Genomic DNA, 26,951 nt, shown 5'->3' with positions numbered 1-26,951 from the left:
CTTCAAGCCTCACGCGTAGCGCAACTGCTTAGCCTTTGTAGGCGGCAACCGACTTGGTGATCGCTTCGCGGGCGGCGTCTGCACCGGCCCAGCCTTCGATCTTGACCCATTTGCCTTTTTCGAGATCTTTGTAGTTCGCGAAGAAGTGCTCGATCTGCTGGATCAGCAGTGGCGGCAGGTCGGTGTATTCCTTCACATCGACGTACAGCTGGGACAGCTTGTCGTGTGGTACTGCGATGACTTTGGCATCGCCGCCGCCGTCGTCGGTCATGTTCAGGATGCCGACTGGACGCGCGCGGATTACCGAACCTGGGGCAACCGGGTAAGGGGTCACAACCAGTACGTCGAGGGGATCACCGTCGTCAGCCAGGGTGTTCGGGATGTAACCGTAGTTGGCCGGGTAGAACATTGGGGTGGCCATGAAACGGTCAACGAACAGGCAATCGCTGTCTTTGTCGATTTCGTATTTGATCGGCGCGTGGTTGGCCGGGATCTCGATCGCGACGTAGATGTCGTTCGGCAGGTCTTTGCCAGCCGGAATCTTGCTGTAGCTCATTGGGCGTTGCCCCCGTAGTTGACCAAAAACACTTGGCCGGATTGACCAAAAAGTGGCGGCGATTATAGGCATATTCTGCCGTCGACGCCATGTACCGAAAGTCGTGCAGACCTTAGTCGTGCGCCTGATAGACCGGGTCTGTGGCCTGAAGTTGCCGCAACCTGCCCAGCGGGTCCTGTCGGAAGAAAAGCTGCAACTGCGCATAGACCTGTGGATAAGCCTCGTGCAGCAGATCCGGGGCGCTGAAGAAGTACTCGCTGGTGACCGCAAAGAACTCGGCGGGGTTTTCGGCGGCGTAGGGATCAATGGCGGTTTCGGCGTCAGGATCATGGTCGAGCTGACGGTTGAGGTCGTCGTAAGCCTTTTGCATGACGTCGGCCCAGTCGCTGACACGCATGTCGGCATGCAGCGGCGGCAGACCATTGGCGTCGCCGTTGAGCATGTCGAGTTTGTGCGCCAGTTCGTGGATCACCAGGTTGTAGCCTTCCCAGCCACCACTGGCCATCACACCCGGCCAGGCAAGAATGATCGGCCCTTGCTGCCAGGCTTCGCCGCTGTGTTCGCCGTCCCACTCATGCTCGACACCGCTGGCGTCACGATGACGTTGCGGGCTGAGGAAATCGTCCGGGTAGAGGACGATTTCATGAAAACCCTGATACCAGTTCAGATCGCCGAGATTGAGCAGCGGCAGCTGCGCCTGGGCGGCGAGCAACAGGCGTTGTTCCTGATGCAGTTCGACGCCGGGCAGGGCGCTCAGGTGTTTGTCTGCAAGGAACAGCACGCAGGCTTCGCGCAGCCACTGGTCTTCGGCTGCGCTGATGCCGTCAAGGAAGCTCAGGTGATGGCGCACCCGTTGCCACATGTCGTCGGCAATCGGGTGCTTCGCCAGAGTGCGCCGGCGACGCCAGGCGCTCAGCGACCACATCGGCTTAGTGCGATTGGGCTTTGGTGCCGCCGAAGCGGCTGCGAACCACACCGATAATCATCGGTACCAGCGACAGCAGAATGATGCCGACGACCAGCAACGACAGGTTTTTCTTGATGAACGGCACGTTGCCGAAGAAGTAGCCCAATGTCACCAGACCGCCAACCCACAACACCGTACCGAACACGCTGAAACCGAAAAAGCGCGGGTAGGGCATCTTCGCTACACCAGCGACGAAGGGTGCAAAGGTGCGGATGATCGGCAGAAAACGCGCCAGGGTCACGGTTTTGCCACCGTGCTTGTCGTAGAAGTCGTGAGTTTGTTGCAGGTAATCGCGACGGAATATTTTCGAGTTCGGGTTGCTGAACAACTTCTCGCCGGCCGTTCGTCCGATCACGTAGTTGGTACTGTCGCCCAGTATGGCCGCGAGCATCAGCAGGCCGCCCAGCAGCACCGGATCCATGCCACCGCCAGCGGCCACGGCACCGGCAATGAACAGCAACGAATCACCCGGCAGGAATGGCATCACCACCAGACCTGTTTCACAGAAAATCACCAGAAACAGGATGGCGTAGATCCATGGACCATAGTTGTTCACCAGCAAATCGAGGTACACATCGAGATGCAGGATAAGGTCGAGCGGGTTGAAATCCATGGGGGCACCTGTATGACGGCCCGACTCTGCAGGCCTGTGCGGATGATTCGGGTGTAAGCCTACAGCGGGGTGTAGTTTTTCTTACAAGCCGGAAAGCTCGGGATTATACGGTCTGAAAGATGAAAAGCGCGTTGGTTTTGTAGCGGGGGATGTCGGGGTGTGAACAATTGTCAGGATGCATTTAACGTGGCTGAGGGAGCAGGCTCCCTCATCACAGGCTGCATGCGCGGTCAAAGCTCTTCGCTGATCGGCAACACGTAGTTCTTGAACTCGGTGTCTTCCTTGAACCCGATGGACTCGTAGGTTTTCTGCGCAACTTCATTGTTGCTGCTGGTGGAAACACGCATGCGCACGGCTTGGGTTTCCTTGGCCATTTTCTTCGCAGTGCGGATCAGGTTGTCAGCGACCAGTTGCCGGCGCGCGTCTTCGGCGACATAGATGTCGTTGAGGATCCACACGCGTTTGAGCGACAACGAGGAGAAGCTCGGATAGAGCTGACAAAAGCCCATCAGCTTCTTGTCGTCATCGTCGGCCAGTGCCAGGTAGATCACCGATTCCTTGCGGCGCAGACGCTTTTCAAGGAACGCACGGGAGGAATCCGGGTAAGGCAGGGAACCGTAGAACTCGCGATATTTGACGAACAATGGGGTCAACAAATCCAGATGTTCGAGGGTCGCTTGAATAATCCGCATGATAGGTCTCGTCTTCAAGTGGCTGTCTTCAACTGCTCTGACGGCGATGGGAAACCCGTGCGGCCGTGCATCGATCCTGCCTGAAACCGGCGCAGAAACGCAATGCGGAAACGGTTCAGGTTGTGGGCGGATCGAGTAGGAAATTACCTTTCATGTCTACACCGGCGTCCGATTCCAGCGTCTGAACCTGTGCTTCGTCCTTCAGGTTGACCCCCGACAACTGCCGCCGACAGGCTTCGCGCATCAAATAGAGCAAGCGATGCGCCGCCATGCCGTAGCTCAAGCCTTCGAGCCGCACATTGGAGATGCAGTTGCGGTAGGCGTCGGTCAGGCCGATTTTTGGATTGTAGGTGAAATATAAACCGAGACTGTCCGGTGAGCTGAGGCCCGGGCGTTCGCCAATCAGCATCACCAGCATTTTTGCACCGAGCAATTGGCCGATTTCATCACCGACGGCAACGCGACCCTGTTCCATCAGGATAACGGGCGCCATCGACCAGCCGTCAGCGCTCATTTGCTCCTCCAGTCGGGTCAGAAACGGCAGGGTATGCCGATGAACCGCCAGTGCCGACAGGCCGTCGGCCACGACAATCGCCAGATCGACACCACCCGGATGCGCCGCAGCGTATTCACGCAAGGCCTGCGCCGATTCATCGCTGAGCTTGCGCCCCAGATCCGGGCGTTGCAGATAACTGTTTCGATCCGTAGCGGCGCTGTGCAGCAGCAAGCTTTCGCGTCCGCGTTCAGTCAATTGCGCACTGAGTCCGGCATGATCAAATGGCAGATGCACGGCATCGCGTGCCTGCGCGTGGGCAAACTGAAAATCCAGTTGCGCGCTGGTCGGCAGACTGGTGCCGGTACGGCCGAGGGCGATCCGTGCCGGGGTCAGGCGGCGCAGTTCCAGCCAAGGGTTTTGCGGGTCCACGGGCGGTTTTTCCATGTGGCTCATCCCAGTTGCGCCAGCGCCTGGCGGAAGGCCGGCGGCAAGTTGTTACCGAAGCGAACCTTGCCGTCCGCTTGGGTGAAGATGCCCATGTTCGCCAGCCACTGCTCGAACTCGGGCGCCGGTTTCAGGCCCAGGGTCTGCCGGGCGTAGAGCGCGTCATGGAACGAGGTGGTCTGGTAGTTGAGCATGATGTCGTCGGAGCCGGGGATGCCCATGATGAAGTTGATCCCGGCGACACCCAAGAGGGTCAGCAGGGTGTCCATGTCGTCCTGATCGGCTTCGGCGTGGTTGGTGTAGCAGATGTCGCAGCCCATCGGCACGCCGAGCAACTTGCCGCAGAAATGGTCTTCGAGACCGGCGCGGATAATCTGTTTGCCGTTGTACAGGTACTCCGGGCCGATAAATCCTACGACGGTGTTCACCAGAAACGGCTTGAAATGTCGCGCCACGGCGTAGGCCCGGGTTTCGCAGGTCTGTTGGTCGACACCGTGGTGGGCGTTGGCCGACAGGGCGCTGCCCTGACCGGTTTCGAAATACATCAGGTTTTGCCCGAGGGTGCCGCGATTCAGGCTCAGGCCGGCGTCGTAGCCTTCCTGCAAGACGTTGAGATTGATGCCGAAACTGGCGTTGGCCGCTTCGGTGCCGGCGATTGACTGGAATACCAGATCCAGCGGCACGCCGCGATTGATCGCTTCGATGGAGGTGGTGACGTGGGTCAGCACACAGGCCTGGGTCGGGATATCGTAGCGCTGGATGATCGCGTCGAGCATTTCCAGCATCGCGCAGATCGAGGCGATGCTGTCGGTGGCCGGGTTGATGCCGATCATCGCGTCGCCGTTACCGTAAAGCAGGCCATCGAGAATGCTCGCGGCGATGCCGGACGGTTCGTCGGTCGGGTGATTGGGTTGCAGGCGCGTCGACAGGCGTCCGCGCAGTCCGAGGGTGCCGCGAAACTTGGTCACGACACGGATCTTTTGCGCCACCAGCACCAGATCCTGCACGCGCATGATCTTCGACACGGCGGCGACCATTTCCGGGGTCAGGCCCGGGGCGAGGTTACGAAGACTGGTTTCGTCGGCGGCGTCGCTGAGCAGCCAGTCGCGGAAACCACCGACGGTAAGGTGGCTGACCACCGCGAAGGCCTGCTTGTCGTGGGTGTCGATGATCAGTCGGGTGACTTCATCCGACTCGTAGGGGATCAGCGCTTCCTGCAGGAAATGTGTGAGCGGGATGTCGGCCAGCGCCATTTGCGCAGCCACCCGCTCGCCGTCGTTAAGTGCGGCGACGCCGGCAAGAAAGTCCCCGGAACGCGCCGGGCTAGCCTTGGCCATGACGTCCTTGAGGCTGTCGAAGCGATAGGTCTGGGCGCCGACGGAATGGGCAAATGCGGCCATGGGGCGGTGTCCTCCAGTAATTACTGCAATCTGCTTTTGTGTAGGAGTGAGCCTGCTCGCGATGCAGGCAACTCGGTACAACAGTCATACCGCGTCGATGCGATCGCGAGCAGGCTCACTCCTACAGGTGTTGTATGCACTTCAATAATGCGGGCACCAAGTATTTGGCCCGGTGCCGGTGCAACTAGATACCTTCGAGCATAGCGTCTGCCGGCGCTTCGGAGCGCTGCTTGGCGGTCAGCTGGAAATACAGGTAACCGGCGGCCATGAAACCGAGGAACACACAACCGATCAGCGTGTTGAACCACGCCATCGCGATCAGGCACACCACCGCCAGAAACAGCGCAATCGCCGGTACCACCGGATAGCCCGGGGCGCGGAAGGTGCGCTCCAGATTCGGTTCGGTCTTACGCAGTCTGAACAGGCTGAGCATGCTGATGATGTACATCACGATCGCCCCGAACACCGACATGGTGATCATCGCGGCGGTCAGGGTCATGCCTTGCAGGTTGACCAGGCCGTCGCTGTAAATCGCCGCGATGCCGATCACGCCACCGGCCAGAATCGCTCGATGTGGCGTCTGGAAGCGCGAGAGCTTGGCCAGGCCTTTAGGAAGATAACCGGCACGGGCGAGGGCGAAGAACTGCCGCGAGTAGCCGAGGATGATCCCGTGGAAACTCGCCACCAGCCCGAACAGACCGATCCATACCAGCATATGCATCCACGACGAGTTATTACCGACCACGGCTTTCATCGCTTGCGGCAGCGGATCGTTGATGTTCGATAGCTGACGCCAGTCGCCGACACCGCCAGCCATGACCATCACACCGATGGCGAGGAACACCAGGGTCAGAATGCCGCTGACATAGGCCTTGGGAATCGTGCGTTTCGGGTCTTTCGCCTCTTCGGCCGCCATGGCTGCACCTTCGATGGCGAGGAAGAACCAGATTGCAAACGGTATCGCTGCGAATATTCCCGGAATTGAGCCCAGGGTGAATTCGTTGGCGCCCGACCAGCCATTGAGCACGAAATTGCTGAAGCTGAAGCCTGGTGCGACTACGCCCATGAACACCAGCAATTCGGCGACGGCGAGCACGGTGACCACCAGTTCGAAAGTCGCAGCGATGCTGACACCAAGGATGTTCAGGGTCATGAACACGAAATACGCGCCGACGGCGGCGATCTTCGGATCAAGTTCCGGATATTGCACATTCAAGTAAGCGCCGATGGCCATGGCAATCGCCGGTGGCGCGAAGACGAACTCGATCAGCGTGGCGATGCCTGCGATCAATCCGCCTTTTTCGCCGAACGCCCGACGGCTGTAGGCAAACGGCCCCCCGGCGTGCGGGATGGCGGTGGTCAATTCGGTAAAGCTGAAGATGAAGCAGGTGTACATGGTCGCGACCATCAGCGCCGTGACCAGAAATCCGAGGGTGCCCGCGGTGCCCCAGCCGTAACTCCAGCCGAAGTATTCGCCGGAAATCACCAGGCCGACGGCAATGCCCCACAGATGCAGGGTGCCGAGTGTGGGTTTGAGCTGTGTGGTGGAAGTCATAAGTCCTCTCTGTTTTTTTATTGTTCGATCTGTTGGACTTTCGGGTGCAGTAGTTGGGTGGATAAGCGCTGTTCACGCAGCGGCAGTTTTAGTGCGAAACCTGAATGACGGGTACGCAAGGGCCGTGCCAGAGCGGCCAGGCCTTGTGTTGTGTCATTGAGGACGCCAATCGCGAGCAGGCTCACTCCTACAGGAGGAATACGGTGCAATTGTAGGAGTGAGCCTGCTCGCGATAGCGGTCGATAGGGCAACACTGAAACATCAGTGTTGCCCCGGGTTTTTAGAAGAAGCCCAACGGATTGATGTCGTAGCTCACCAGCAGGTTTTTCGTCTGCTGATAGTGATCGAGCATCATCTTGTGGGTTTCACGGCCGACGCCGGACTTCTTGTACCCGCCGAACGCGGCGTGTGCCGGGTACAGGTGGTAGCAGTTGGTCCACACACGACCGGCCTTGATCGCGCGGCCCATGCGATAGGCGCGGTTGATGTCGCGAGTCCACAGACCGGCGCCGAGGCCGAACTCGGTGTCATTGGCGATGGCCAAGGCTTCGGCTTCGTCCTTGAAGGTGGTGATGCTCACCACCGGGCCGAAGATTTCTTCCTGGAACACGCGCATTTTGTTGGTGCCCTTGAGCAGGGTCGGCTGGATGTAATAGCCGGTCGACAGGTTGCCCTCGAGTTTTTCCACCTTGCCGCCAGTCAACAGCTCAGCGCCTTCGCCCTTGGCAATTTCCAGGTACGAAAGAATTTTGTCGAATTGCTGCTCGGACGCCTGGGCGCCAACCATGGTGTCGGTGTCCAGTGGATCGCCACGTTTGATTTGCAGGACTTTCTTCATCACGACAGCCATGAACTCGTCGTAGATCGATTCCTGTACCAGTGCACGGGAAGGGCAGGTGCACACTTCGCCTTGGTTGAAGAACGCCAGCACCAGACCTTCAGCGGCCTTCTCAATGAAGGTCGGTTCGGCCTGCATGATGTCTTCGAAGAAGATGTTCGGCGACTTGCCGCCCAGTTCCACGGTCGACGGAATGATGTTTTCGGCGGCGCACTTCATGATGTGCGAGCCGACCGGGGTCGAGCCGGTGAAGGCGATCTTGGCGATGCGTTTGCTGGTGGCCAGCGCTTCGCCGGCCTCTTTGCCGAACCCTTGCACAACGTTGAGTACGCCCGGCGGTAACAGATCGCCGATCAACTCCATCAACACGCAGATGCCCAGTGGAGTCTGCTCGGCAGGCTTGAGCACCACGCAGTTACCGGCGGCCAGCGCCGGGGCGAGTTTCCACGCGGCCATCAGCAGCGGGAAGTTCCACGGGATGATCTGGCCGACCACGCCCAGTGGCTCATGAATGTGATAAGCCACAGTGTTGCCGTCAATTTCGGCTGCGCTGCCTTCCTGGGCCCGCAGGCAGCCAGCGAAGTAGCGGAAATGATCGGCGGCCAGCGGGATGTCGGCGTTGAGGGTTTCGCGAATGGCTTTGCCGTTGTCCCAGGTTTCGGTGATCGCCAGCAGTTCGAGGTTCTGTTCGATGCGGTCGGCGATTTTCAGCAGGATCAGCGAGCGCGCCTGCACGGAGGTCGCGCCCCATGCGTCGGCAGCGGCGTGGGCGGCGTCCAGTGCCTTGTCGATGTCTTCGGCAGTGGAACGGGGAAATTCGGCAATCGGTTGGCCATTCACTGGCGAGGTATTAGTGAAGTACTGACCTTTGACAGGCGCGACAAACTCGCCGCCGATGTAGTTACCGTACTTGGCTTTGAACGAGACTTTGGCGCCTTCAGTACCGGGGTGAGCGTAACGCATGATGATGTTCTCCTTGGCTTTGTACTTATTAGAGAAACGCGCAAGTGCGCTTGCTATAAGCGTAGAGCAAAGGTCGGGCCACTGCCGTGCAGGGCAGGTAAATCAAGGGGTTGGCAGGTTTTTGTCGGACGGGTGGATGGCACCTGTGACAGTTTCGGTACAGCGGGGGTGACAGTTTGTGCCGCTTTTGGCACAGCCAGTGACTGGACAGTCTTGCCAGCATTGCAATGCGTCGATGGCTGGAGGATGCTGGGCATCACCTCAGCATTGGGCCGTCGAGCCTCGGGGAGAACAATAAGAAATGCACGACAATCATTTGAGTCGCCATGCCCAACAGGTTCTCACCGTGACCCAGGGCAAACCGTACCTGCACGGGCCCGGTGCCGATCCGTCGATTGCCCGTTCATGGCTGCGCTGTCTTGAGGACTATCATCTCGACCCGGCGCTGAGCATGGCGCCGACCGTGCTTGAACACGGGCGCGTACTGGAAAGCCGCGAACGCCTGCAACAAGTGCTGCAGATCGCCGGCAATGAAATGAGCAGCCTGCATCAACAACTCTCCGGCGCTGGCCACGCGGTGCTGCTGACCGACGCGCGCGGGGTGATCCTCAACTGCGTCACCGCGCCGGCCGAACGCAAGATCTTCGAACGCGCCGGGCTGTGGCTTGGTGCTGACTGGAGCGAGGCCTGCGAAGGCACCAACGGCATCGGCACCTGCTTGGTCGAGCGTCAGGCCCTGACCATCCATCAGGACGAACACTTCCGCGGCCGTCACACCGGCCTGACCTGTTCGGCGAGCCCGGTGTTCGACCCGCACGGTGAACTGTTGGCGGTGCTCGACGTGTCTTCAGCGCGTCACGATGTCTCGCGGCAGAGCCAGTTTCATACCATGGCGCTGGTCAACCTCTCGGCGAAGATGATCGAGAGTTGCTACTTCCTGCGCTGTTTCGATAACCAATGGTTGTTGCGTTTTCATCTGCAGGCCGAATCGGTCGGGTTGTTCAGCGAAGGCTTGTTGGCGTTTGACGGCGAAGGGCGGGTCAGTGCGGTCAATCAGAGTGCGCTGAACTTGCTCGGGCATATTCGCGGCGGCTTGCTGGGTAAACCGGTGGAGGCGTTTTTCGATTGTTCACTGGATGAATTGCTGGGCCGCGCGAGTGCCAATGCCAGTGCCAGTTGGCCACTGCGCACCCGTGACGGGCGACATTTGTTTGCTGTGTTGCGCGGGGAATCGCGCAAACCTGTACCGATGCTATCGACGCCGGTGGTGGCTGAGGCACCGCGCTTGTCGGGTATCTGTCTCGGTGATGAGGCATTGCAGGCTGACTTCCGAAAAGCCTTGCGCGTCTTCGAGCGCGACGTACCTCTGTTGATCAACGGCGAAACCGGCTCCGGCAAAGAAGCCTTCGCCAAGGCCGTGCATCAGGCCAGTCAACGCTCGAGCAAAGCTTTTGTTGCCCTTAATTGTGCGGCCATCCCCGAGAGCCTGATCGAGAGCGAACTGTTCGGCTATCGCGGCGGCAGCTTCACCGGTGCGCGCAAGGACGGCATGCGTGGCAAGTTGCAACAGGCTGATGGCGGCACGTTGTTCCTCGATGAAATCGGCGATATGCCACTGGCCTTGCAGACTCGGCTGTTGCGGGTGCTTGAGGATCGGCAGGTGGTACCGATTGGCGGCGAGCCGGAAGCGGTCAACGTGCGGATCATCAGCGCCACCCACCGCCATCTGCTGGATCGGGTTGCGGACGGCAGCTTCCGCGAGGATTTGTATTATCGGCTCAACGGCCTGGAAGTGGCGTTGCCGGCTTTGCGCGAGCGCAGTGATAAATCGCAGTTGCTGGATTTTCTGCTGGCTGAAGAGGCGGGCGCTGAAGTGATCCTGATCGAAGAGCCGGCGCGACAGGCTTTGCTGGCCTTCAAGTGGCCGGGGAATGTGCGGCAGTTGCGCAATGTGCTGCGTACGCTGGCGGCGTTGTGTGATGAAGGGCGGATCGGGGTTGAGGATTTACCGGTGATGATTCGGCAGGGGAGTCCGGCAGTATTAGCGGTTAAGGAGTCCGATCATCCGCTGGAAGACGCCGAACGGTTGGCTCTGCTCAATACGCTGGAGCAAACCCGCTGGCACATGACCCAAACGGCTCAGCAACTGGGTGTCAGCCGCAACACTCTTTACAGGAAGCTACGTAAGCATGGGATTGAGCGGCGGGTCAGTTAGTAAGGCCCTCACCCTAGCCCTCTCCCGGAGGGAGAGGGGACTGACCGAGTCGGTCTAATGATCTACGCCGACCTGAAATATTGAGCCGAACTCAGGATTTGAAAGTCACCGAGATCGGCTCCCTCGCCCGGCGAAAAGTGGACTGGCCGAGTCCAGATCTACTGATCTACGCCGACCTGAAATATCGAACCTAACTCAGGATTTGAAAACGACGCAGATCGGCTCCCTCTCCCTCTGGGAGAGGGCTGGGGTGAGGGCGGCAGTCTGCAGTCGAGTCGAGATGTTACGGCCCATCCACCCCGCCCCTCACCTAAAGAGTGCGATTTCCCCCTCCCTACGCTAACCTGCGGCCATGTTTTACGAGGTCGACTATGCACATTCATATTCTGGGTATCTGCGGGACTTTCATGGGCTCGATGGCGGTCTTGGCCAAAGAGCTGGGCCATCACGTGACCGGCTCCGACGCCAACGTCTATCCGCCGATGAGCACGCAGCTGGAAGCCCAAGGCATTCAACTGACGCAGGGCTACGATCCGGCGCAACTTGATCCGGCACCGGATCTGGTGGTAATCGGCAACGCCATGTCCCGCGGCAATCCGGCGGTGGAATATGTGCTGAACAAAGGTCTGCCGTACGTGTCCGGCCCGCAATGGCTGGCTGACCATGTGCTGCAAGGTCGCTGGGTATTGGCGGTTGCCGGTACGCATGGCAAAACCACCACCAGCAGCATGCTCGCCTGGGTCCTGGAACACGCCGGCATGAGCCCGGGCTTCCTGATCGGTGGCGTGCCGCAGAACTTCTCGGTGTCGGCGCGTTTAGGCGGTACGCCGTTCTTTGTGATCGAGGCCGACGAGTACGACAGCGCCTTCTTCGACAAGCGCTCGAAATTCGTCCACTACCGTCCGCGCACAGCGATCCTCAATAACCTTGAGTTCGATCACGCTGACATCTTCCCGGATCTGCCAGCGATCGAGCGGCAATTCCACCACTTGGTGCGGACCATCCCGAGCGAAGGCCTGGTCATCCATCCGACCACCGAGCCGGCCTTGCAACGGGTGATCGAAATGGGCTGCTGGACCCCGGTGCAGACCACCGGTGCCGGCGGCCAATGGCAGGTCAAACTGCTCAGCGAAGACGGCTCGGCGTTCGAAGTGATGTTCGAAGGCGTGTCGCAAGGCACCGTCGAGTGGGAGCTGACCGGTCAGCACAACGTCGCCAACGCCTTGGCTGCTTTGGCGGCTGCGCGTCATGTGGGCGTGGTGCCGTCGATGGGCATCGCTGGCCTGAGCGCGTTCAAGAACGTCAAACGCCGCATGGAGAAGGTCGCTGAAGTACGCGGCATTACCATCTATGACGACTTCGCCCACCACCCGACTGCCATTGCCACCACCCTCGACGGCCTGCGCAAACGCATCGGCGATGCGCCTCTTATCGCGATCATCGAACCGCGCTCCAACTCGATGAAACTCGGCGCGCACCGTGATGGTTTGCCAGGCAGCGTGGTCGATGCCGATCAGGTGATCTGGTACGCCCCGGCCAACCTCGGCTGGGACCTCGCCGGCACCGCCGCGTTGTGCACCGTGCCGTCGATCGTCAGCGACTCGCTGGAAGGCATCATCGAGCGCGTGAAGAGCCAGGCGCAGCCGGGTACGCATGTGGTGATCATGAGTAACGGCGGCTTCGGCGGCCTGCACTGCAAACTCGCCGAGGCGCTGCAATGAACACTCGTTTTGAGAGCAATGGTCCCGAACGCATCACGCTGGCGATGACCGGCGCGTCTGGCGCGCAATACGGCTTGCGCCTGCTCGATTGCCTGGTGCGGGAAGATCGCGAGGTGCACTTCCTGATCTCCAAGGCTGCGCAACTGGTGATGGCCACCGAGACCGATGTGACGCTGCCGCCCAAGCCGCAAATGATGCAGGCCTTCCTGACCGAATACACCGGAGCTGCCGCCGGGCAGATCCGCGTGTACGGCAAGGAAGACTGGATGTCGCCGGTGGCTTCGGGCTCCGGCGCACCGGCAGCGATGGTCGTGGTGCCATGTTCCACCGGGACGTTGTCGGCGATTGCCACCGGCGCCTGCAACAACCTGATCGAACGCGCCGCCGACGTCACTTTGAAAGAGCGTCGCCAATTGATTCTGGTGCCGCGCGAAGCGCCCTATTCGAGTATTCATCTGGAGCACATGCTCAAGCTGTCGAACATGGGTGTGACGATTCTGCCGGCCTCACCGGGTTTCTATCATCAGCCGCAGACCATTGATGACCTGATCGATTTCGTTGTGGCGCGGATTCTCAATCTGCTCGGCATTCCCCAGGACATGCTGCCGCGTTGGGGTGAGCATCATCTGAGCAGCGATGAATAAGCTGCTGGCGATTTTGCTGGCGCTGCAACTGACCGGTTGCGCCACTGCGCGCACTCTCGACGCCGCCAAACCGGGCGCGCCGGTGGTGTATTCCGGGACGCGGCTGGACTTGTATGCATTGAATGGCGGGTGTTGCGCGATGGATCGGTTCGGGGCTGAAGCGCCGAGCTATCCGGGGGTGGATCTGCCGGCGAGTGCATTACTCGATACGTTGTTGCTGCCGTTGTCACTGCTCACGGTGATTGGCGTGAGTTTTCAGGCGACTGGTGGATTGTAGGGGAGTGCTGCGCACTCTATTCGCGAGCAGGCTCGCTCCCACAGGGGGACGCGGTGCAATTGTGGGAGCGAGCCTGCTCGCGAAAGCTTTCTTCCTGACGCTATGGATTATTTGCCCAGCTTGCGCAGCTCATCCGACTCGATCACCCGCACCCCATCCTGCTCTTCCAGCGCCAACCGCCACATCGCCCGCGCCAATTGGCACGCTTCGATGCCCCGGTATTTACCCGGAATCAGCTTTGACAACGGCGCGGCCAGTTGCTCGGCCAGACGTGGTTCGGTCCGTTCACCCAACAACAGTGAAGGCCGGCAAATGGTCAATTGCGGCCAGTCCTGCGCACGCAAGGCCTGCTCCATTTCGCCTTTGACCCGATTGTAGAAAACCGACGATTTCGGATCGGCGCCTATCGCACTGATCACGATCAGATGCCGCGCGCCCATCTCCCGCGCGCGTTTGGCGAACGCCACCACCATGTCCAGATCCACCGCGCGAAACGCCGCTTCAGAGCCGGCCTGTTTGATGGTGGTGCCGAGGCAGCAATAGGCGATGTCGACGCGGCCACTGAGTTGCGGCAGAAACACCTGCGGATCGCCCACCGGGTTTTCAAGATGCGGATGTTCGGCCAAGGGGCGACGGGAAGGGGCGAGCACGCGAGAAATCGTCGGCTCGTTGAGCAAACGGTCGAGAAGATGTTCACCGGTCAAACCGGTGGCTCCGGCAAGCAATACGTGCTGAGGCGTCAAGTACATAGTGTCTCTCCCTTGATACTGTTCAGCTTAGTTGCTCTTTGTCGCTCCGTCGTTCAATGCAGCACTCTGCAATGCTTTTCTGGCTTGCTGTTTGCGCAGCAGTTGCCAGTGCGACAGCACGGTTTTCGGCGCCCAGATCTGCGGCTCCGACGCTTCGAAATTATCCGCCAGTTCACGCTCGGCGACGGTGGCCTTGGCCAGTTTGAAGGCTTGCTCCAGATCATCGGTCAGGTTCAGCGCCTGGGCGAACAGTGCATCGCCGAAGTAGGTGAAGTTGGCTTCTTCCGAGCAGCCGAAGGACACCCGATCGGCGCGCGAGGCGGTCATGATCAGCGTGCGTTCGTCTTTCAGCGCCGGGATAAAGCCGCCGGAGTAGCACGACGAAATCACGATGATCTTGTCGCGATTTTTCAGCGGCGCCAGTACAGCGGCGAGTTCATCGGCGGGCAGGTCGGCCAGTTCCATGCGTGGCTGGTCGAGCACCAGCTCATGTTCGGCGGTGCCGTGGCTGGTCAGGTAGATGAACAGCAGGTCTTCCGGGCCGCTGCGTTCGGCCAGCGTTTGCGCGGCACGACGCAGGTTCTCGCGGGTGGCCATCGGCCGGTCGCCGAGGTGGTCACGGTGGTTGACCAGACGGACCTGGCCATAAGCGCCAAAGCGCGTGTTGAGCATGTTGGCGACGTAGTCGGATTCGCGCAGGAATACGCTTTGTTTGCCGTCGCCGCCGAGGGTCAACGTGTACAACTCGACCGCCGGGGTCGACGCGGGAATGGCGGCCAACGCGTCATCAAGCAGGCGGCCCTGAGCGAGCAAGCCGAGTTCGAGCGTATCGGGCAATAACTTGCCGTCGGCGTCGCGCACGCGCTGGCCATTGACCCAGGTGCCGCTCATCACACTGCCATCGGTGAGCACCAGGGTGCCGCGTCCGGAGTAACTGTCGTTGTCGAAGCCGCCGATGTAAAAGCTGCCATCGGACAGGTTCAAGCGGCCCTGACCGCTGAAGCGCCAGTCGCTGAACGTGCCGATGTAATGGCTACCGTCGGCGCCGATCAGTTCGCCCTTGCCGGTCAGCGCGCCTTCCTTGAACTGGCCGAGCCAGACATCGCCGTCGGCGTTTTCGTAGCGACCTTTGCCGTGCAATTGATTGTTCTTGAAACCGCCGACGTAGATGTCGCCGTCAGCGCTATTGAAGGTGCCGTTGCCTTCCAGCTGACCGTTGACGAAATGCCCGCTGAACGAGTTACCGCTGGCATCGCCGCGCTGGCCCTCGCCGTTGGGCTTGCCGTGGGCGAACTGGCCTTGATAGGAGCTGCCGTCGTCCATTTCCAGACGGCCGAGCCCGGAGTATTGGTCAGCCTTGAACTCGCCACGGTAGGTCATGGCGTTTTCTTTCAGGGTGCCTTCGCCCTCGCGGCGTCCCTGTTTGAAGCCGCCGGTGTAACTACTGGCGTTGGTGGTCAGGCTGCCTTGGCCGTCGAACAGGCCTTGCTGAAACTGCCCGCGATAGACCTCGCCGTTGCTGCCATGCCATTCGCCCTGACCATGCCACTGACCCTTATCGAACTGCCCGGCATACCAGCTGCCGTTGGGGTAGTCGACGCGGCCCTGACCTTGCAGCAAGCCATCGACCAGTTCACCACGATAGCGTCCACCGTCGGGCAGGCGCGCATCCGGGGGCAGCAGCGATTCGCCGTCGCCGCACGCGGTGAGCATCAGGGTCAAGGCAAGGGGTGCAAGACGAGCGAGTGAGCGCATAGCGGGATCCGGGCAATTAGGCGACCGAGTATGCCGCAGCTATGTGACCTAATGCAGCCGGTAAAAACAGTGTTGACGCGAAACAGCGTGCGCTGCTTCGCATCCAGAACCATCAGACGAAGCAGAGCGACAGTGGTTCGGCGATATAGGCCGGTTTGTCCGAGCCTTCTATCTCCAGTGTCGCGGTGGCCTTGAGCAGCCACTGGCCCGGTTTTTTCTCGGTCACTTCGCCCAGATCGACCTTGAGGCGGACCTTGGAATTGACCTTCACTGGCTGGATGAAACGCACGCTGTCCAGCCCGTAATTGACCACCATCTTCACGCCTTGCGGCAGAATCAGGATGTCTTCCATCAATTTCGGGATCAGCGACAACGACAGGAAACCGTGGGCAATGGTGCTGCCAAATGGCGTTTGCGCGGCTTTGACCGGGTCGACGTGAATGAACTGATAATCACCGGTGGCTTCGGCGAACAGGTTGATGCGTTCCTGATCGATGGTGAGCCATTCGGAACGTCCGAGTTCCTTGCCGACATAATCTTTGAGCTCTGCAACGGGAACATAGGGCATTGAGACTCTCCTTGGGTTCATCGGTTTTATAGTTTTTCAGGTGGGGGATTTGACCGCCCTGCGAACCACTGTAGATCATCATGGCGATTTGCTCCGGTCAACCGACCATGCTTTTGGCGAATGCCGATCCATAGCGCAGGCGTGCTTATAATGCCGAGCCCCTGCTGGGTGAAAAGTAAGACGGAGATGTCGGATGTTGCTACGTGGCCTGACCCTGCTGGTGCTGTTCCAATTGCTCGGCACGGCGCTCAATCATTTGCTCTTGCCAGTGCTGCCGGGGCCGATCATCGGTCTGCTGCTGTTGCTGGTCTTCCTGATCGTTCGCGGTGAAGTGGGGGAGCCGCTGAACCTCGCTGCTGGCAGCCTGCTGCGCTATCTGCCATTGCTGCTGGTGCCCCCGGCCGTGGGCGTGATGGTTTATGCGAGCGACATTGCCGCGGATTTCTGGGCGATTGTCGGTGCGTTGGTGCTGTCGTTGATCCTGTCGATGGCCTTCGCCGGGGTGCTGATGCAACGCCTGGTCAAACGGCACGCCCCCACGTCGGAGGAGTCCTGATGCTCTTTGACTGGCAGGGCGCCTGGGCCTCCGTTATCCATCATCCGCTGTTCGGCATCGGCATCACCCTCGGCGCCTATCAACTGGTGCTGGCGGCTTTCGAGAAAACCCGCTGGATCTTTCTGCAACCGGTGCTGGTCTCCATGCTGTTGGTGATCGGTGTGCTGGTCGGCTGTGGCCTGACCTATGCCGAATATCGCAAGAGCACCGAGATCCTCAGCATTCTGCTTGGCCCGGCGACCGTGGCACTGGCGGTGCCGCTGTATCTCAACCTGCGGCGTATTCGCCAATTGTTCTGGCCGATTTTTACTACGCTGGTGATAGGCGGGGTGGTCGCGACGGGCATGGGCGTGTTGCTGGGCTGGTGGTTCGGTGCCGAGCACATGATTCTGATGACCATGGCGCCGAAGTCGGTGACCTCACCGATCGCAATGCTGGTGGCTGAGCAGATTGGTGGCGTTGCGGCGCTGGCGGCGGTATTCGTGTTGATCACCGGGGTGATCGGTGCGATCTTCGGCCCGGCGTTGTTGACCCGCCTCGGCGTGCACAGTCCCGAGGCGCGCGGCATGGCGCTGGGCATGACCGCGCATGCGGTCGGCACGTCGGTGGCGTTGCAGGAAAGTGATGAGTGCGGCGCGTTTGCGGCGCTGGCGATGAGTCTGATGGGCGTGGCCACGGCAGTCTTCCTGCCGCTGGCGGTGTCGATGGTGGTGTAAGGAAATGTCTATGAGTCTGCCGCTTTTCCCGCTGAACACCGTGTTGTTTCCCGGCTGCAACCTCGATTTGCAGATATTCGAGGCGCGCTATCTCGACATGATCGGCCGCTGCATGAAGCAGGGTGGCGGTTTCGGTGTGGTGTGCATCCTTGATGGAGAAGAAGTCGGCGTCGCGCCAGAAGGTTTTGCTCGGGTCGGCTGCGAAGCGCGCATCACCGACTTTCAGCAGCAGGACAACGGCTTGCTCGGCATTCGTGTGCAGGGCGGGCGGCGGTTCGCGGTGTTGAGTACCGAGGTGCAGCGCGATCAGTTGATCCTCGCCGATGTCGACTGGCTGGATGACGAACCCGAGCAACCGTTACAGGACGAGGATGCTGATCTGGTGGCGTTGCTCAAGGCACTGGCCGAGCACCCGATGGTGGAAGCGCTGGACATGGGCACTGAAGCGCTGGGTCAGCAATCGCTGGCCAATCAGTTGGCCTATCTGCTGCCCTTCGCCGAAGAAGACAAGATCGATCTGTTACAACTCGATGATCCCCAGCAGCGGCTGGATGCAATTCAGGCGCTGCTCGACGAACTACAAGGTGAATTGTTCGCCTAGTTGCACTTTGAATTAACTGATGGCGCCTGCCAGCATTGTTTTGCTTTTGTCTTTGTCTTAATTTCAAGTTGTCCGCAGGAAGCGGATAACTTGAATAAAAATAAGGATGAAAGCATGACTGTCTATGAAGATGAATGGGCGTTTTGGGATGATATTGCCGGCAAGTATATTTTGAAACATGCCGAGACGGATCATAACGTTAGCCACGTGATTGAGGCGGCATCCACTTATGCGGACCGGATGGTAATAGCCCGGCGTAAACGAAAATCTGAAAAAGTTCCTGGCGGCGAAGTGCCACGGATGTCGGCGTCCGCCACCAGCGTAGTGACTGCGACTACGGTTTGATTATTTCCTTTTTCAGCATTGCCTGTCGTCGTGGCTAATTGACGGCGGGGTGTTTACAGGTGGGCAATCCCATGGCTTTAGCAAAAACAAATAACCAGACATTCACTGCGCATCTTTATCTTGATGGCCGGCCAGTGGTACTTAATCAACTACGTCTGCAACAGGCTTTGCGTGACCTTCGCATAACCAAGGCAGAAAAACTGGATGCCGAAGTGGGGTTGGCGGATTCGCGCGTGCCCAGCTTCATAACGCTGGCTGACCATGATGACGACACACCACTGTTGTTGAAGTTCGTCCCAAAGGGTGACGTATATGCAATCAGCCTTGTGCTCGCGGGAATATTCGATGGTGCGCGGTTATTCATAGAGGACAAGACTCATAATCTGTTGGCCAGTACCCGTGCGCCAGAGCAATACTTTTCAATCAGCAAGTCTGGTGCTTCAAAGGCCTCCTTCAGTGATATCGAATCCGGTCCTGCCTATCTGGAGTTGATCCGCGAACCTGATGACAAGCCCTTGTATCGCCATATAAGCAGCGGAATGAGCACATTCCTCGACGTCGATCCTAACAGGACGGGGCATAACGCCTTCAATCACAAACCGGCAATATTTGTGATCAAGGTTATCCAATAGCGCCCAGCCGCTACTCCATAAAAAGGCGCCATTCATGTCTGGATGAATGGCGCCTTTTTTCAGGTTCGGTAATGCTCGGGTACCGGCCAGGTCACATCGTTGGAGTAGCTGTTTTCACCTTTGGGCAGCTTCAACACAACGCCACCGGCGTGGGCTATTCGATTGATCAACTGGTCATATTCGGTAGCGCCATACCGCATGAAATCGGCTCCTGCCCATGTGGCTTTCTCGATAGCCTCAGCGTTGTCCCCGGCCTCGCGCAAAATATCCTCGACTCTTGCCGCTTGGCTCAGGTCCGAGTTCACCAACCAGATCCTCTCTGCACTGATCCCACGTGTGGGCATTGATATCCGGCCTTCCAGTTTGTCCCCGTCAAAATCCTTGTCGTTCAGATAAATGTTTTCGACTCGCGGGACCACTTCAATGCCGCGGGTGTCGATGACATACACAAAGCCCAATGTTTGTTTGCGACGGAGCAATGGATAGTCACGCGAGTGATCCATTTCAAAGGATGTATCAGATTCTTCAGCCGAATTATGTCGATACCCGCTAGAGGAATCACTGTCAGAAAAATGCCCTGGATACAGGTTCGCCTGAGTGTTGTAGTGCCGAGGGTTGGAGTAGTAATCAAATCCCGTGTAGCTCAAAGCATTGGCCGCACCGAATGTCGCGCTAAAGGCCGATTTGGTCGTGGAATCGGAGGGATTCCCCCTTAACTTCACCAAGCGTTTGTCCCGAGCCAGTTCGAAGGGCGTGCGCAAATCGGCGCGGAACATGGCGGGAATGTCCGTTCGATAAAGGTAGTCATGCTGATTGCGCTGGTAACCGGCATGTTCCAGATAGCTCTTCAGAAAGCTCTCTTCATAGCGCTGCTCAACGGGATGCGAGTCGAAGTAAGGGGTCTGGCCTCCCTCTCTCATTCTTAGAATAAGAGGCTGCAATTCTTCTGCAATCTGCTCAAAGCGGCTGTCGTCCGACAGATTCTGAGTCAGGCGTTTGTGCTGTTCGGCCCATTCTGGGAACCGCCCATGCTCCATGTCTTGTCGCAGTCGGTTTTGCTGAGCCATGCTCAAGTTGTAGCTGCGCAGGATTTGCGCACGTTCCGTCTCGGACTTCTGTGGATAAGACCATCTCGATGAGTCGCTGAGAAATTTGCGCGTATCCGGCTCGTTGAAACGCGTGGCCCAGTCTGGTGCTTTTCCCAGGGCTTCTGCTTCGATTCGAAAGACCAGGGCCTGCGCGCCCTTCAGGCGGTATAGGCTCCAAATATCACCATCGCTCCAATGCGCAAGTTTGAGCGGGACAGATGTATCGCCCCGTGCCTCGTCCGGATCAACCCGAATCAAGCGTCGATGCTCATCGATAAAGGCGAAACCTGCCTCTCGCTTCACCACGATGAACTCAATCCACTTGCCATACGGGCCAGCGTGCTCCACCGCCCGGTGTTCGTGAACTGAGTAGTATCCCCGTGCATCCACGGTATAAGACGAGGCGTATTGCATCGGGTCGTAGTATTCGATCGGCTTGTTCAGGCTCCAGACATTACTGTCGGCCACGCGATAAAGCGGAGGTCCTGATGGCACCCGCTCACTGGGTAACCGGGCGCGGTAGGTTTTGATCAGATCGTGAAACGCCACCATCACCGTCAGTCCGGCGGCTGCCCCGTCGTCGTTGGCGATGTCAGCGAATGTTCGACCCTTGTACACCTTCAATCCTTCGGCATTGTGACTCAACGACTCGTCGACATTCTGCAAATAGGGCTCCAGAGGTGATGTCGCTGCTCGACGTTGAGGTGTCTGCGTTTCGGGCATTTGCGTAATCGTTATGCCGGGCTCGACTCTCTCGGTGCTGCTGTGAGGACTGTCGGAGTGAATGCCCGGCGATTCGGTTGAACCGTCCGGTTTGATGCGTCCAGGTAGACGGGAATCCAGTTCGACAGGACGATCGTAGGGCACAGGCCGGGAGGTCGAGGTGCCGGGCGTTTCGGGTGTGGGGGATGGGCGCAGCGGCCCGGGTTTTTGGCGCATAAATGTCACTCCATGTGGTTGAGTCAGCCATCCAATGGCTGAACAGGGTCAGGGCCGGTCGTGCTCGGGCACAGGCCAGACAATGTCGTCGGCGAACGTCTTGTCGCCTTTGGGCAGATCCAGTATCACGCCGCCAGAACCGGCGATTTCATCGATAAGGCTGTCATAGGCGTTGGCGCCAAAATACCCGGCAGCACGACTGTCGGTTCCCGCCCAGGTGGCCTGCTCGATGGCCGCGACCCGGTCACCCGCCTGTGTCAGCACATCCTTGACCCGGGCGGCTTTTGTCAGGTCGGAACGCACCAGCCAGATCCGCTCGGCACTGATGCCGCGTGTGGGCGTGGAGATATGCCCTTCCAGGTCGTCGAAGAGGAATGTGCCGTTAGCGGGGTTGAATGCCTTGTTTTCCGCCCCCGGCACCACTTCCAGGCCTCGGGTATCAATGGCGTAGACGAATGACGTGGTTTGCTGGCGGCGCGTGGATACATAATCTTTCGAATCATCGAAAACGAACGAGCTGTCAGAGTCGGTCTCGTCGCCGGTTCGTTTACCCTCCGACACCGAACTGCTGCCCGAGTCGGAGGATTCGCCGGTTCGTGTTTTCGAGCTTTGAGGATTCACCCCGGGAAAGCGATTGGCCTGCGAGTTGTAATGCAACTCGTGATAGAAGCCGCCCTTGGTCGCCGCGTAAGCGGTGGCGTCATGCAGTCCGAACGTTGCACTCAATGCGCGCTTGTTCGTGGTGCCCTTGGGATTGCCTTTACGGTGCATCATTCGATCATCCCGCGCCAACTCGAAGGGTAATCGGGTTTCGCCGCGGAACATCGCCGGAATGTCGGTGCGATATAACATGCCGTGGCGGGTTCGCAGATAGCCGAGGTGGGTCGCGTAGTCGGCCAAAAAGGCGTCGCTGTAGCGGGTGGCGGGCCAATGGTGGGCGAGGGCCAGTCCTTGACTCCGTAATTCCTCAATGTAGTTTTCCAGCTCTTCGCCGATCAGCTTGAAGCGCTGCTCATTGGTCGCATCGAGCGTCAGGCGTTTGTGCTGTTCAGCCCATTGCGGTATCTGGCCGTCGCCCGACTCTGTGCGCAGCCGACACAGTTGGTTCTGGGTCAGGTTATAGCTGCGCTGCAATTGCAGGCGCTGGGCAAGGGTCATGTGTGGATGCAGCCACTTCAAAGAATCAGCGACAAACAGATGGTCTTCGGTGTTCTGCGCGCGAAGTGCCCAGTCCGGTGGCTTACCGGTCGCTTGTGCTTCTGCGCGGAAGGCGGCAATCCGGGTGTCATCCAGAATGTACATGCGCTGGATGTCCTGATCCGACCATTGCGCAAGTGGCGCATCGGCCATCCTGTTGCGTTTTGCCTGCGCAGGATCGATGGCAATCCAGTGATGCTCCGGATCCTTGATGGCATAGCCGAGGATGGCGTCATCGCCGCTCGTTCCGAGAGCGCGAAAGGTGTAGTAACCGTCAGCATTCGGTGTTGCGGAAAACGCGTAGTCATCAACGTTGAGGAGGGTGAGGTGCCGATCCAGGCTCCACAGATGGCCTTGCGTGGTCCGGTAAATGGGTGGGCCTGGTGCCAGGCGCCAGGAGGACATCGCCCGATAGGCCCTGAGGTCGGCATCATATTGAACACAAACGTGGTGTCGGCCTTCTGAGCCTGGCAGTCGCACGTCCACCCAGTCCTTGGCGAGATAACGCCGGATACCGGCTTCATTCGGACCTGGCAGATCGCCGAAATACGGATGGGCGAAATCTTCCAGCGACGTCATCGAAAAGTCCGGCCTGTCTGTGGCGGATCTCGGTGTGACGCTCACTTCGATGGGTGAGATTTTTGCTTGGGACGTCCCGGGTTCCTCCAGACGAGGTCGTTTGGGTGAGGAGGGCGCCTCGACGGGTATAGGCCCCGGAATGTTTTCAGGGTTTGCAACTATCGCTCTGCTCGGCGAATGATCTGCGGAGGCCAGTGTTGAGGTGGCGGGCGTTTCGACTGAAGGTGATTTAGGCCGTAGCCCGGGTTTTTGACGCATGAATAAACTCCGTTTTTTGCGAGTCAGCCTGTCCGTAGGCTGAGGAGGACGGGTGCCCGTGTGGACGTCAGGTCCATACGGGCACGTGGCGAGGATCAGGTCTTGTCGTTGGAAAAGACCAGGTCTTGCGGGTTGATTCGTATCTGTGGATCGCTGGCCAGCGCCCAGTGTTTCCTTACTGCGTTGTAAACCACCGTACCGATCGTTCCGGCGTCGATTCCGACGTGGGTTACATGAACCCTTGCTGCCAGTTCGTTTCGCTGTTGATGGGCATTGATCTCGGCCAACAGAGCTTCGATATCGGCGTAGCCACGTGCATCGATGACGTAAAGCTGCAGCACTTCAAACAACAGCGACACTTCATAAATATGGCCGGCCGAAGTGGCCACGCTGATGGATTCCACCGGGACGTCGTCTTCGATATCGGGCAATTCGACGGTGACGCTGGCGATGTGCAGACGATTGCCGTCCAGTTGGATGTCGTCGCGGGTGACCGTTTCTTTCATTTTGTCGGTGTACAGCGTCCAGGTTGACGCATCGGCGGTTTTCGCTGCAGCGCCTGGCGTCGAAAGGCGAATGATGGTGTTGCTGGCCAGATGGACATCGTACGTCGAGCTCTGGCCATCGAGTACATAGATGCCGGTGTGCGAACCGGTGTCGATGGTGATGCGACTGGGTTCTGCCGTTATTAGCGGTTTCACGCTGGCCAATGGTCTGACAAAGCGATAGTTGCCATTGCGTTGCTTGAGGCAACTTCGCGTGCTGCGTACGCGGGTGCCGGGGTTTTTTACATCGTCGTCATAATCCAGTGCGGGAACTTGCAGGCGGTAGGAAACCTGGTCCTGCAGCACCAGCACAACATCCTGCTGCAGGCGTGGGGTGGTGACTTTCAGGTTGTTTCTGCCGCTGTAACCGGTGGCTGCCGCGATGGGCTGGACCACACCTTTGAACATGACCAATTTCGACGGCAGGGAGACCGACAGGGTGAAGTCTGTGTAGTACAAGTGGGTCGTCCCAGAGACGCCTTTGCGCACCTGCACCTCATAACTGACCTGCACATCGATGATTTCGGCGTTGTCGAATTCCAGATAAACAGTGCGGGACGTTTCGGCGGTATTGCGCTGGGCAACGAATTCCACCGGACGCTCGGTGCGAGCAACAAAGTGCTGCTTCAAGCCCTGTTCGGCGATCTCGATCATGCCGCCGTTAACGATTTGCGGTGCAGCGGCGGGTTGGCCGATGACGACAACGACGGGGGTTATATCCTGCTGCAGCACCTCACCTGGCTGCTGGGGTAGCTGGACCAGCAGCTCATAGCCATCCTCGGTCTTGAAACGGAAACGGTCATTGTTCAACAGGCGTTTGCCATCGACCCACTGGTAGACATTTTCGAGTGTCAGTACATGTTCCGGGTCGTTACCATCCTTGCCGCGCAATGAGCTGATCACCAGCGCAGTGCCGACGATCTGCCAACGCTGGATGACCTCCGCCGGCCAGCCGAACTCGATCAGACTCGACGCTTCAGCGTCCTCGTTGATGGTCGTGCGGGCGTTGCTGCTGGCGATGTAAAAACGATCTGCGCCGCTGCCGCCGTCCACCCGGCAGTCCACTCCGTAGACGGCAATCGTGTCATCGCCTGCGCCGGCGCTGATGCGGTCGTAGCCATTGGCGGAAATCCGGTTGGCCGCGTCGTTTCCGCTGACGCGGCTGGTGCCTCTGCGCAGGGTCGAGACGTTTTCGATCGACGTGAGCTGCGCGACGTCAACGGCATTTTCCTCAGGATCAAGACCGCGCAGCGCCACCCTGCCACTGTGCAGGTTGATGTCGTGACCGATATGGCGGGTGTCGCTGAGCGGGCGGCTGCCTTCGAAGGCCAGGGTGTCGGCACCTGCGCCGCCGTCCAGCACATTGAGGTGGGCCGGTTTGCTGGTGAGGTTCAATTGCTGCTCGGTAATGTCCTGATAGAACGCATCGTCCCTGTCGCCTCCGGTCAAAGCCTTGTGATCCGCGCGATAGGTGAACAGATTGGGCTTGTCCCGGACCCCGATAACCCGGTCATTGCCGTCACCCAAGCGCCAGAAAATGCCTTTGTCATCACCGGCACTGCCCGACACTTTGCCTTTGAGGTTGGCGGGCAGGCCTTTGCCGGCATCGATCACGTCATCGCCGTCGACAACCACGGCCTGGTTGTCGAGCTTGAACGGTTGTTGGCCAGCGCTTTCGTCCCACTGGTAGCGCCAGATTTCAACGGGCTTCAATTCAACCTGAAAGGCACCGTTGATCACGTGTTCGATGGCGTGTTTGTAGGCGTTCTCCAGCATGTCCTTGGCCGACAACTGCAGTTGTCGCTGGTGGTCCCGATAGCCCTTGGCGAGCTTGAAGCGATCCAGTACGTCCTGGTCCAGTTCCTTGTTGGTGAAGGCGAACCAGCCCGAGCGCATGCGTTCTTCAAGCGTCAGTTCGATGTAGTCATCGATGTCGTCCACCACTCGGGCGGCCTGGTAGATCATCGAGGCGGCGATAAGCAGTCCGGCGGCGACCAGCCCGACCGGCCCGGCGACGCTGCCAAACCCGGCGAGTGCGGCGACGCCCAGCACCAGGCTGATACCCGCCCCGGCGACGCTAAGACCGCCGCTGACGTAATGATCCTGGGCCTCTTTGCCCTGCGCCGCGGCGGCGGCATTGAACGACTTGATGGCATCGACAATGTCGAAGGGCAAGGTGATGGCGCTGGCGAACATCCCGGCACCGCGGCTCATGTATTTGCCCACCGAGGTCAGCGGGAAATACTTCAGCGCGTTGCCGCCGTTTCTGAGCATGGCCTCACCGGTCTTGGTCAGCCCGCGTTCGATGATCAGTGAGCCGAACTCGGCGGCGATCGAGCCACCCTGGAAAACCGCTTCCAGCGTGTCTCCGTGCTTGATCGCATCAATCATCGCCTTGTAGCCGCTGTAGATGCCGAACGCCTGCATGCCGACCCCGGCGCCGCTCATCAAATAGCTTTTGTTTTTGCTGATCCAGCCCGGGGCATTTTCCAGTGCGTCGGCGCGATGAATATCCAGCTTTTGCGCAGCCTTGCCCAACTGGTTCAGGCGGTCCACCGCGCTGCCGGTGGCAATGGTTATATCGGCGACGAACAGCGGCCCGGCATCGACCGAGCGCTTGCAGGCTATTTCATAAAACAGCATCGCCGCTACATTGCTGTCCGGGTTATCGATGGACAGCAGACGCGCCTGCACCCGGTCTGCATCGAAATTGAGTCCGTCGAGAAAGTGTTGATCCACGCGCTGCATGCCGGCATTCGCCGGGCTGATGGGTTGGCCGTGCACGGTCGCGCCCAAGGCCAGGAGTTCGACGCGGCTGGTGAGTATTTCGCCGATGCGCAAGGGGCCGAAATGTTTGTCGAGGGATTTGAGTGTGCGTCGATAAGGGGCGTCAGCGTCGTCTGGCAACACTGCGTTGAGCGTGCCCGCCGGCGGCGCATGAGGGTTGGCCGAGACGCTGACGGGATTGACCTGAACGACGCTGCTGTTGGCGATTTGAAGTGGCGGAGCGATAAGTTTTGACATGTCATTAATCCTTTAATG

23 protein-coding genes are annotated in these 26,951 nt (G+C 59.1%); 9 read left to right on the top strand and 14 right to left on the bottom strand.

The window, feature by feature from the left end; translation table 11 throughout:
* Nucleotides 1-28: 28 nt before the first annotated feature.
* From ppa to exaC, 8 genes are all read right to left on the bottom strand, one after another.
* Nucleotides 29-556: an inorganic diphosphatase gene (gene ppa / locus HU754_RS26700; RefSeq protein ID WP_003205933.1), complete on the bottom strand. Its 528-nt coding sequence runs from the start codon at nt 554-556 to the stop codon at nt 29-31.
* 112 nt (nt 557-668) lie between these two features.
* Nucleotides 669-1,481: a M90 family metallopeptidase gene (locus HU754_RS26695; protein ID WP_186621894.1), complete on the bottom strand. Its 813-nt coding sequence runs from the start codon at nt 1,479-1,481 to the stop codon at nt 669-671.
* Between the two features lie 4 nt (nt 1,482-1,485).
* Nucleotides 1,486-2,136 carry a DedA family protein gene (locus tag HU754_RS26690; protein ID WP_064118832.1) on the bottom strand — a complete coding sequence of 217 codons (651 nt, stop codon included), beginning with the start codon at nt 2,134-2,136 and terminating at the stop codon, nt 1,486-1,488.
* A gap of 230 nt (nt 2,137-2,366) precedes the next feature.
* The gene (locus HU754_RS26685; protein ID WP_007910890.1) at nt 2,367-2,828 is read right to left on the bottom strand and encodes a GNAT family N-acetyltransferase; all 462 of its coding nucleotides are present in this window, start codon (nt 2,826-2,828) and stop codon (nt 2,367-2,369) included.
* 115 nt (nt 2,829-2,943) lie between these two features.
* Complete coding sequence (gene eutC / locus HU754_RS26680) at nt 2,944-3,777, bottom strand: ethanolamine ammonia-lyase subunit EutC (RefSeq protein ID WP_371914441.1); 834 nt, start codon at nt 3,775-3,777, stop codon at nt 2,944-2,946.
* Nucleotides 3,774-5,168 (bottom strand): ethanolamine ammonia-lyase subunit EutB, encoded by a 1,395-nt coding sequence (locus tag HU754_RS26675; protein WP_053124208.1) that lies wholly within the window; start codon nt 5,166-5,168, stop codon nt 3,774-3,776. The genes eutC and HU754_RS26675 overlap by 4 nt, the downstream gene beginning before the upstream one ends.
* Nucleotides 5,169-5,352: 184 nt before the next feature.
* Complete coding sequence (gene eat, locus HU754_RS26670; protein ID WP_099757281.1) at nt 5,353-6,723, bottom strand: ethanolamine permease; 1,371 nt, start codon at nt 6,721-6,723, stop codon at nt 5,353-5,355.
* A gap of 280 nt (nt 6,724-7,003) precedes the next feature.
* Nucleotides 7,004-8,524 carry an acetaldehyde dehydrogenase ExaC gene (gene exaC / locus HU754_RS26665; RefSeq protein WP_186621773.1) on the bottom strand — a complete coding sequence of 507 codons (1,521 nt, stop codon included), beginning with the start codon at nt 8,522-8,524 and terminating at the stop codon, nt 7,004-7,006.
* Nucleotides 8,525-8,825: 301 nt separating this feature from the next.
* On the opposite strand from exaC, the gene HU754_RS26660 reads away from it, so the two are divergent.
* The 4 genes from HU754_RS26660 (at nt 8,826) to HU754_RS26645 (ending at nt 13,381) form a co-directional block, all read left to right on the top strand.
* The gene (locus HU754_RS26660) at nt 8,826-10,739 is read left to right on the top strand and encodes a sigma-54-dependent Fis family transcriptional regulator (protein ID WP_186621775.1); all 1,914 of its coding nucleotides are present in this window, start codon (nt 8,826-8,828) and stop codon (nt 10,737-10,739) included.
* A 371-nt stretch (nt 10,740-11,110) separates the two neighbouring features.
* Nucleotides 11,111-12,460, top strand: coding sequence for a UDP-N-acetylmuramate:L-alanyl-gamma-D-glutamyl-meso-diaminopimelate ligase (mpl, locus tag HU754_RS26655; protein WP_186621778.1), 1,350 nt, complete (start codon nt 11,111-11,113; stop codon nt 12,458-12,460).
* On the top strand, nt 12,457-13,104 hold the full coding sequence (gene ubiX / locus HU754_RS26650) for a flavin prenyltransferase UbiX (RefSeq protein ID WP_007909567.1): 648 nt from the start codon (nt 12,457-12,459) through the stop codon (nt 13,102-13,104). Before mpl ends, ubiX begins: the two co-directional genes overlap by 4 nt.
* Nucleotides 13,097-13,381: a YceK/YidQ family lipoprotein gene (locus tag HU754_RS26645; protein WP_007909569.1), complete on the top strand. Its 285-nt coding sequence runs from the start codon at nt 13,097-13,099 to the stop codon at nt 13,379-13,381. The genes ubiX and HU754_RS26645 overlap by 8 nt, the downstream gene beginning before the upstream one ends.
* Before the next feature lie 107 nt (nt 13,382-13,488).
* On the opposite strand, the gene HU754_RS26640 is transcribed toward HU754_RS26645, so the two are convergent.
* The 3 genes from HU754_RS26640 to HU754_RS26630 all read right to left on the bottom strand — a co-directional run bounded on the left by HU754_RS26640 (nt 13,489) and on the right by HU754_RS26630 (nt 16,453).
* Nucleotides 13,489-14,130 carry an oxidoreductase gene (locus tag HU754_RS26640; RefSeq protein ID WP_093434538.1) on the bottom strand — a complete coding sequence of 214 codons (642 nt, stop codon included), beginning with the start codon at nt 14,128-14,130 and terminating at the stop codon, nt 13,489-13,491.
* Nucleotides 14,131-14,157: 27 nt separating this feature from the next.
* The gene (locus tag HU754_RS26635; protein WP_186621780.1) at nt 14,158-15,885 is read right to left on the bottom strand and encodes a C13 family peptidase; all 1,728 of its coding nucleotides are present in this window, start codon (nt 15,883-15,885) and stop codon (nt 14,158-14,160) included.
* Between the two features lie 112 nt (nt 15,886-15,997).
* Nucleotides 15,998-16,453, bottom strand: a complete 456-nt coding sequence (locus tag HU754_RS26630) for a MaoC family dehydratase (RefSeq protein ID WP_007909575.1) — start codon at nt 16,451-16,453, stop codon at nt 15,998-16,000.
* Nucleotides 16,454-16,646: 193 nt separating this feature from the next.
* Between HU754_RS26630 and HU754_RS26625 the strand changes: the two genes are divergently transcribed.
* The 5 genes from HU754_RS26625 (at nt 16,647) to HU754_RS26605 (ending at nt 19,303) form a co-directional block, all read left to right on the top strand.
* The gene (locus tag HU754_RS26625; protein WP_093434544.1) at nt 16,647-17,009 is read left to right on the top strand and encodes a CidA/LrgA family protein; all 363 of its coding nucleotides are present in this window, start codon (nt 16,647-16,649) and stop codon (nt 17,007-17,009) included.
* Entirely contained in the window at nt 17,009-17,725 is a 717-nt protein-coding gene (locus HU754_RS26620) for an LrgB family protein (RefSeq protein WP_053124192.1), read from the top strand. The genes HU754_RS26625 and HU754_RS26620 overlap by 1 nt, the downstream gene beginning before the upstream one ends.
* A 10-nt stretch (nt 17,726-17,735) precedes the next feature.
* The gene (locus HU754_RS26615) at nt 17,736-18,326 is read left to right on the top strand and encodes an LON peptidase substrate-binding domain-containing protein (protein ID WP_116255912.1); all 591 of its coding nucleotides are present in this window, start codon (nt 17,736-17,738) and stop codon (nt 18,324-18,326) included.
* Nucleotides 18,327-18,440: 114 nt separating this feature from the next.
* Nucleotides 18,441-18,671, top strand: coding sequence for a hypothetical protein (locus HU754_RS26610; RefSeq protein WP_186621905.1), 231 nt, complete (start codon nt 18,441-18,443; stop codon nt 18,669-18,671).
* Nucleotides 18,672-18,742: 71 nt separating this feature from the next.
* Entirely contained in the window at nt 18,743-19,303 is a 561-nt protein-coding gene (locus HU754_RS26605) for a hypothetical protein (protein ID WP_186621782.1), read from the top strand.
* Nucleotides 19,304-19,362: 59 nt separating this feature from the next.
* Here HU754_RS26605 and HU754_RS26600 read toward each other — a convergent pair whose 3' ends face one another.
* The 3 genes from HU754_RS26600 to HU754_RS26590 form a co-directional block, all read right to left on the bottom strand.
* Nucleotides 19,363-21,330: a hypothetical protein gene (locus HU754_RS26600; RefSeq protein WP_093434556.1), complete on the bottom strand. Its 1,968-nt coding sequence runs from the start codon at nt 21,328-21,330 to the stop codon at nt 19,363-19,365.
* Between the two features lie 48 nt (nt 21,331-21,378).
* Nucleotides 21,379-23,106, bottom strand: a complete 1,728-nt coding sequence (locus HU754_RS26595) for a hypothetical protein (protein ID WP_225919950.1) — start codon at nt 23,104-23,106, stop codon at nt 21,379-21,381.
* Nucleotides 23,107-23,459: 353 nt separating this feature from the next.
* Nucleotides 23,460-26,933, bottom strand: a complete 3,474-nt coding sequence (locus HU754_RS26590) for a calcium-binding protein (protein WP_186621786.1) — start codon at nt 26,931-26,933, stop codon at nt 23,460-23,462.
* Nucleotides 26,934-26,951 lie beyond the last annotated feature (18 nt).

It is taken from the genome of Pseudomonas zeae (assembly GCF_014268485.2).
Taxonomy (GTDB): Bacteria; Pseudomonadota; Gammaproteobacteria; order Pseudomonadales; family Pseudomonadaceae; genus Aquipseudomonas; species Aquipseudomonas neuropathica.
This window is presented reverse-complemented; position numbering and strand designations above follow the sequence as displayed.

Bases quoted from the DNA above. Each gene is read 5' to 3' on its own strand.
- eutC (WP_371914441.1), bottom strand. From the start codon at position 3,777: ATGAGCCACATGGAAAAACCGCCCGTGGACCCGCAAAACCCTTGGCTG.
- HU754_RS26660 (WP_186621775.1), top strand. From the start codon at position 8,826: ATGCACGACAATCATTTGAGTCGCCATGCCCAACAGGTTCTCACCGTG.
- HU754_RS26690 (WP_064118832.1), bottom strand. From the start codon at position 2,136: ATGGATTTCAACCCGCTCGACCTTATCCTGCATCTCGATGTGTACCTC.
- HU754_RS26640 (WP_093434538.1), bottom strand. From the start codon at position 14,130: ATGTACTTGACGCCTCAGCACGTATTGCTTGCCGGAGCCACCGGTTTG.
- HU754_RS26590 (WP_186621786.1), bottom strand. From the start codon at position 26,933: ATGTCAAAACTTATCGCTCCGCCACTTCAAATCGCCAACAGCAGCGTC.
- HU754_RS26675 (WP_053124208.1), bottom strand. From the start codon at position 5,168: ATGGCCGCATTTGCCCATTCCGTCGGCGCCCAGACCTATCGCTTCGAC.
- HU754_RS26605 (WP_186621782.1), top strand. From the start codon at position 18,743: ATGGCTTTAGCAAAAACAAATAACCAGACATTCACTGCGCATCTTTAT.
- HU754_RS26630 (WP_007909575.1), bottom strand. From the start codon at position 16,453: ATGCCCTATGTTCCCGTTGCAGAGCTCAAAGATTATGTCGGCAAGGAA.
- HU754_RS26695 (WP_186621894.1), bottom strand. From the start codon at position 1,481: ATGTGGTCGCTGAGCGCCTGGCGTCGCCGGCGCACTCTGGCGAAGCAC.
- exaC (WP_186621773.1), bottom strand. From the start codon at position 8,524: ATGCGTTACGCTCACCCCGGTACTGAAGGCGCCAAAGTCTCGTTCAAA.
- HU754_RS26635 (WP_186621780.1), bottom strand. From the start codon at position 15,885: ATGCGCTCACTCGCTCGTCTTGCACCCCTTGCCTTGACCCTGATGCTC.
- HU754_RS26600 (WP_093434556.1), bottom strand. From the start codon at position 21,330: ATGCGCCAAAAACCCGGGCCGCTGCGCCCATCCCCCACACCCGAAACG.
- HU754_RS26615 (WP_116255912.1), top strand. From the start codon at position 17,736: ATGAGTCTGCCGCTTTTCCCGCTGAACACCGTGTTGTTTCCCGGCTGC.
- eat (WP_099757281.1), bottom strand. From the start codon at position 6,723: ATGACTTCCACCACACAGCTCAAACCCACACTCGGCACCCTGCATCTG.
- HU754_RS26620 (WP_053124192.1), top strand. From the start codon at position 17,009: ATGCTCTTTGACTGGCAGGGCGCCTGGGCCTCCGTTATCCATCATCCG.
- mpl (WP_186621778.1), top strand. From the start codon at position 11,111: ATGCACATTCATATTCTGGGTATCTGCGGGACTTTCATGGGCTCGATG.
- HU754_RS26595 (WP_225919950.1), bottom strand. From the start codon at position 23,106: ATGACGTCGCTGGAAGATTTCGCCCATCCGTATTTCGGCGATCTGCCA.
- HU754_RS26685 (WP_007910890.1), bottom strand. From the start codon at position 2,828: ATGCGGATTATTCAAGCGACCCTCGAACATCTGGATTTGTTGACCCCA.
- ppa (WP_003205933.1), bottom strand. From the start codon at position 556: ATGAGCTACAGCAAGATTCCGGCTGGCAAAGACCTGCCGAACGACATC.
- HU754_RS26645 (WP_007909569.1), top strand. From the start codon at position 13,097: ATGAATAAGCTGCTGGCGATTTTGCTGGCGCTGCAACTGACCGGTTGC.
- ubiX (WP_007909567.1), top strand. From the start codon at position 12,457: ATGAACACTCGTTTTGAGAGCAATGGTCCCGAACGCATCACGCTGGCG.
- HU754_RS26625 (WP_093434544.1), top strand. From the start codon at position 16,647: ATGTTGCTACGTGGCCTGACCCTGCTGGTGCTGTTCCAATTGCTCGGC.
- HU754_RS26610 (WP_186621905.1), top strand. From the start codon at position 18,441: ATGACTGTCTATGAAGATGAATGGGCGTTTTGGGATGATATTGCCGGC.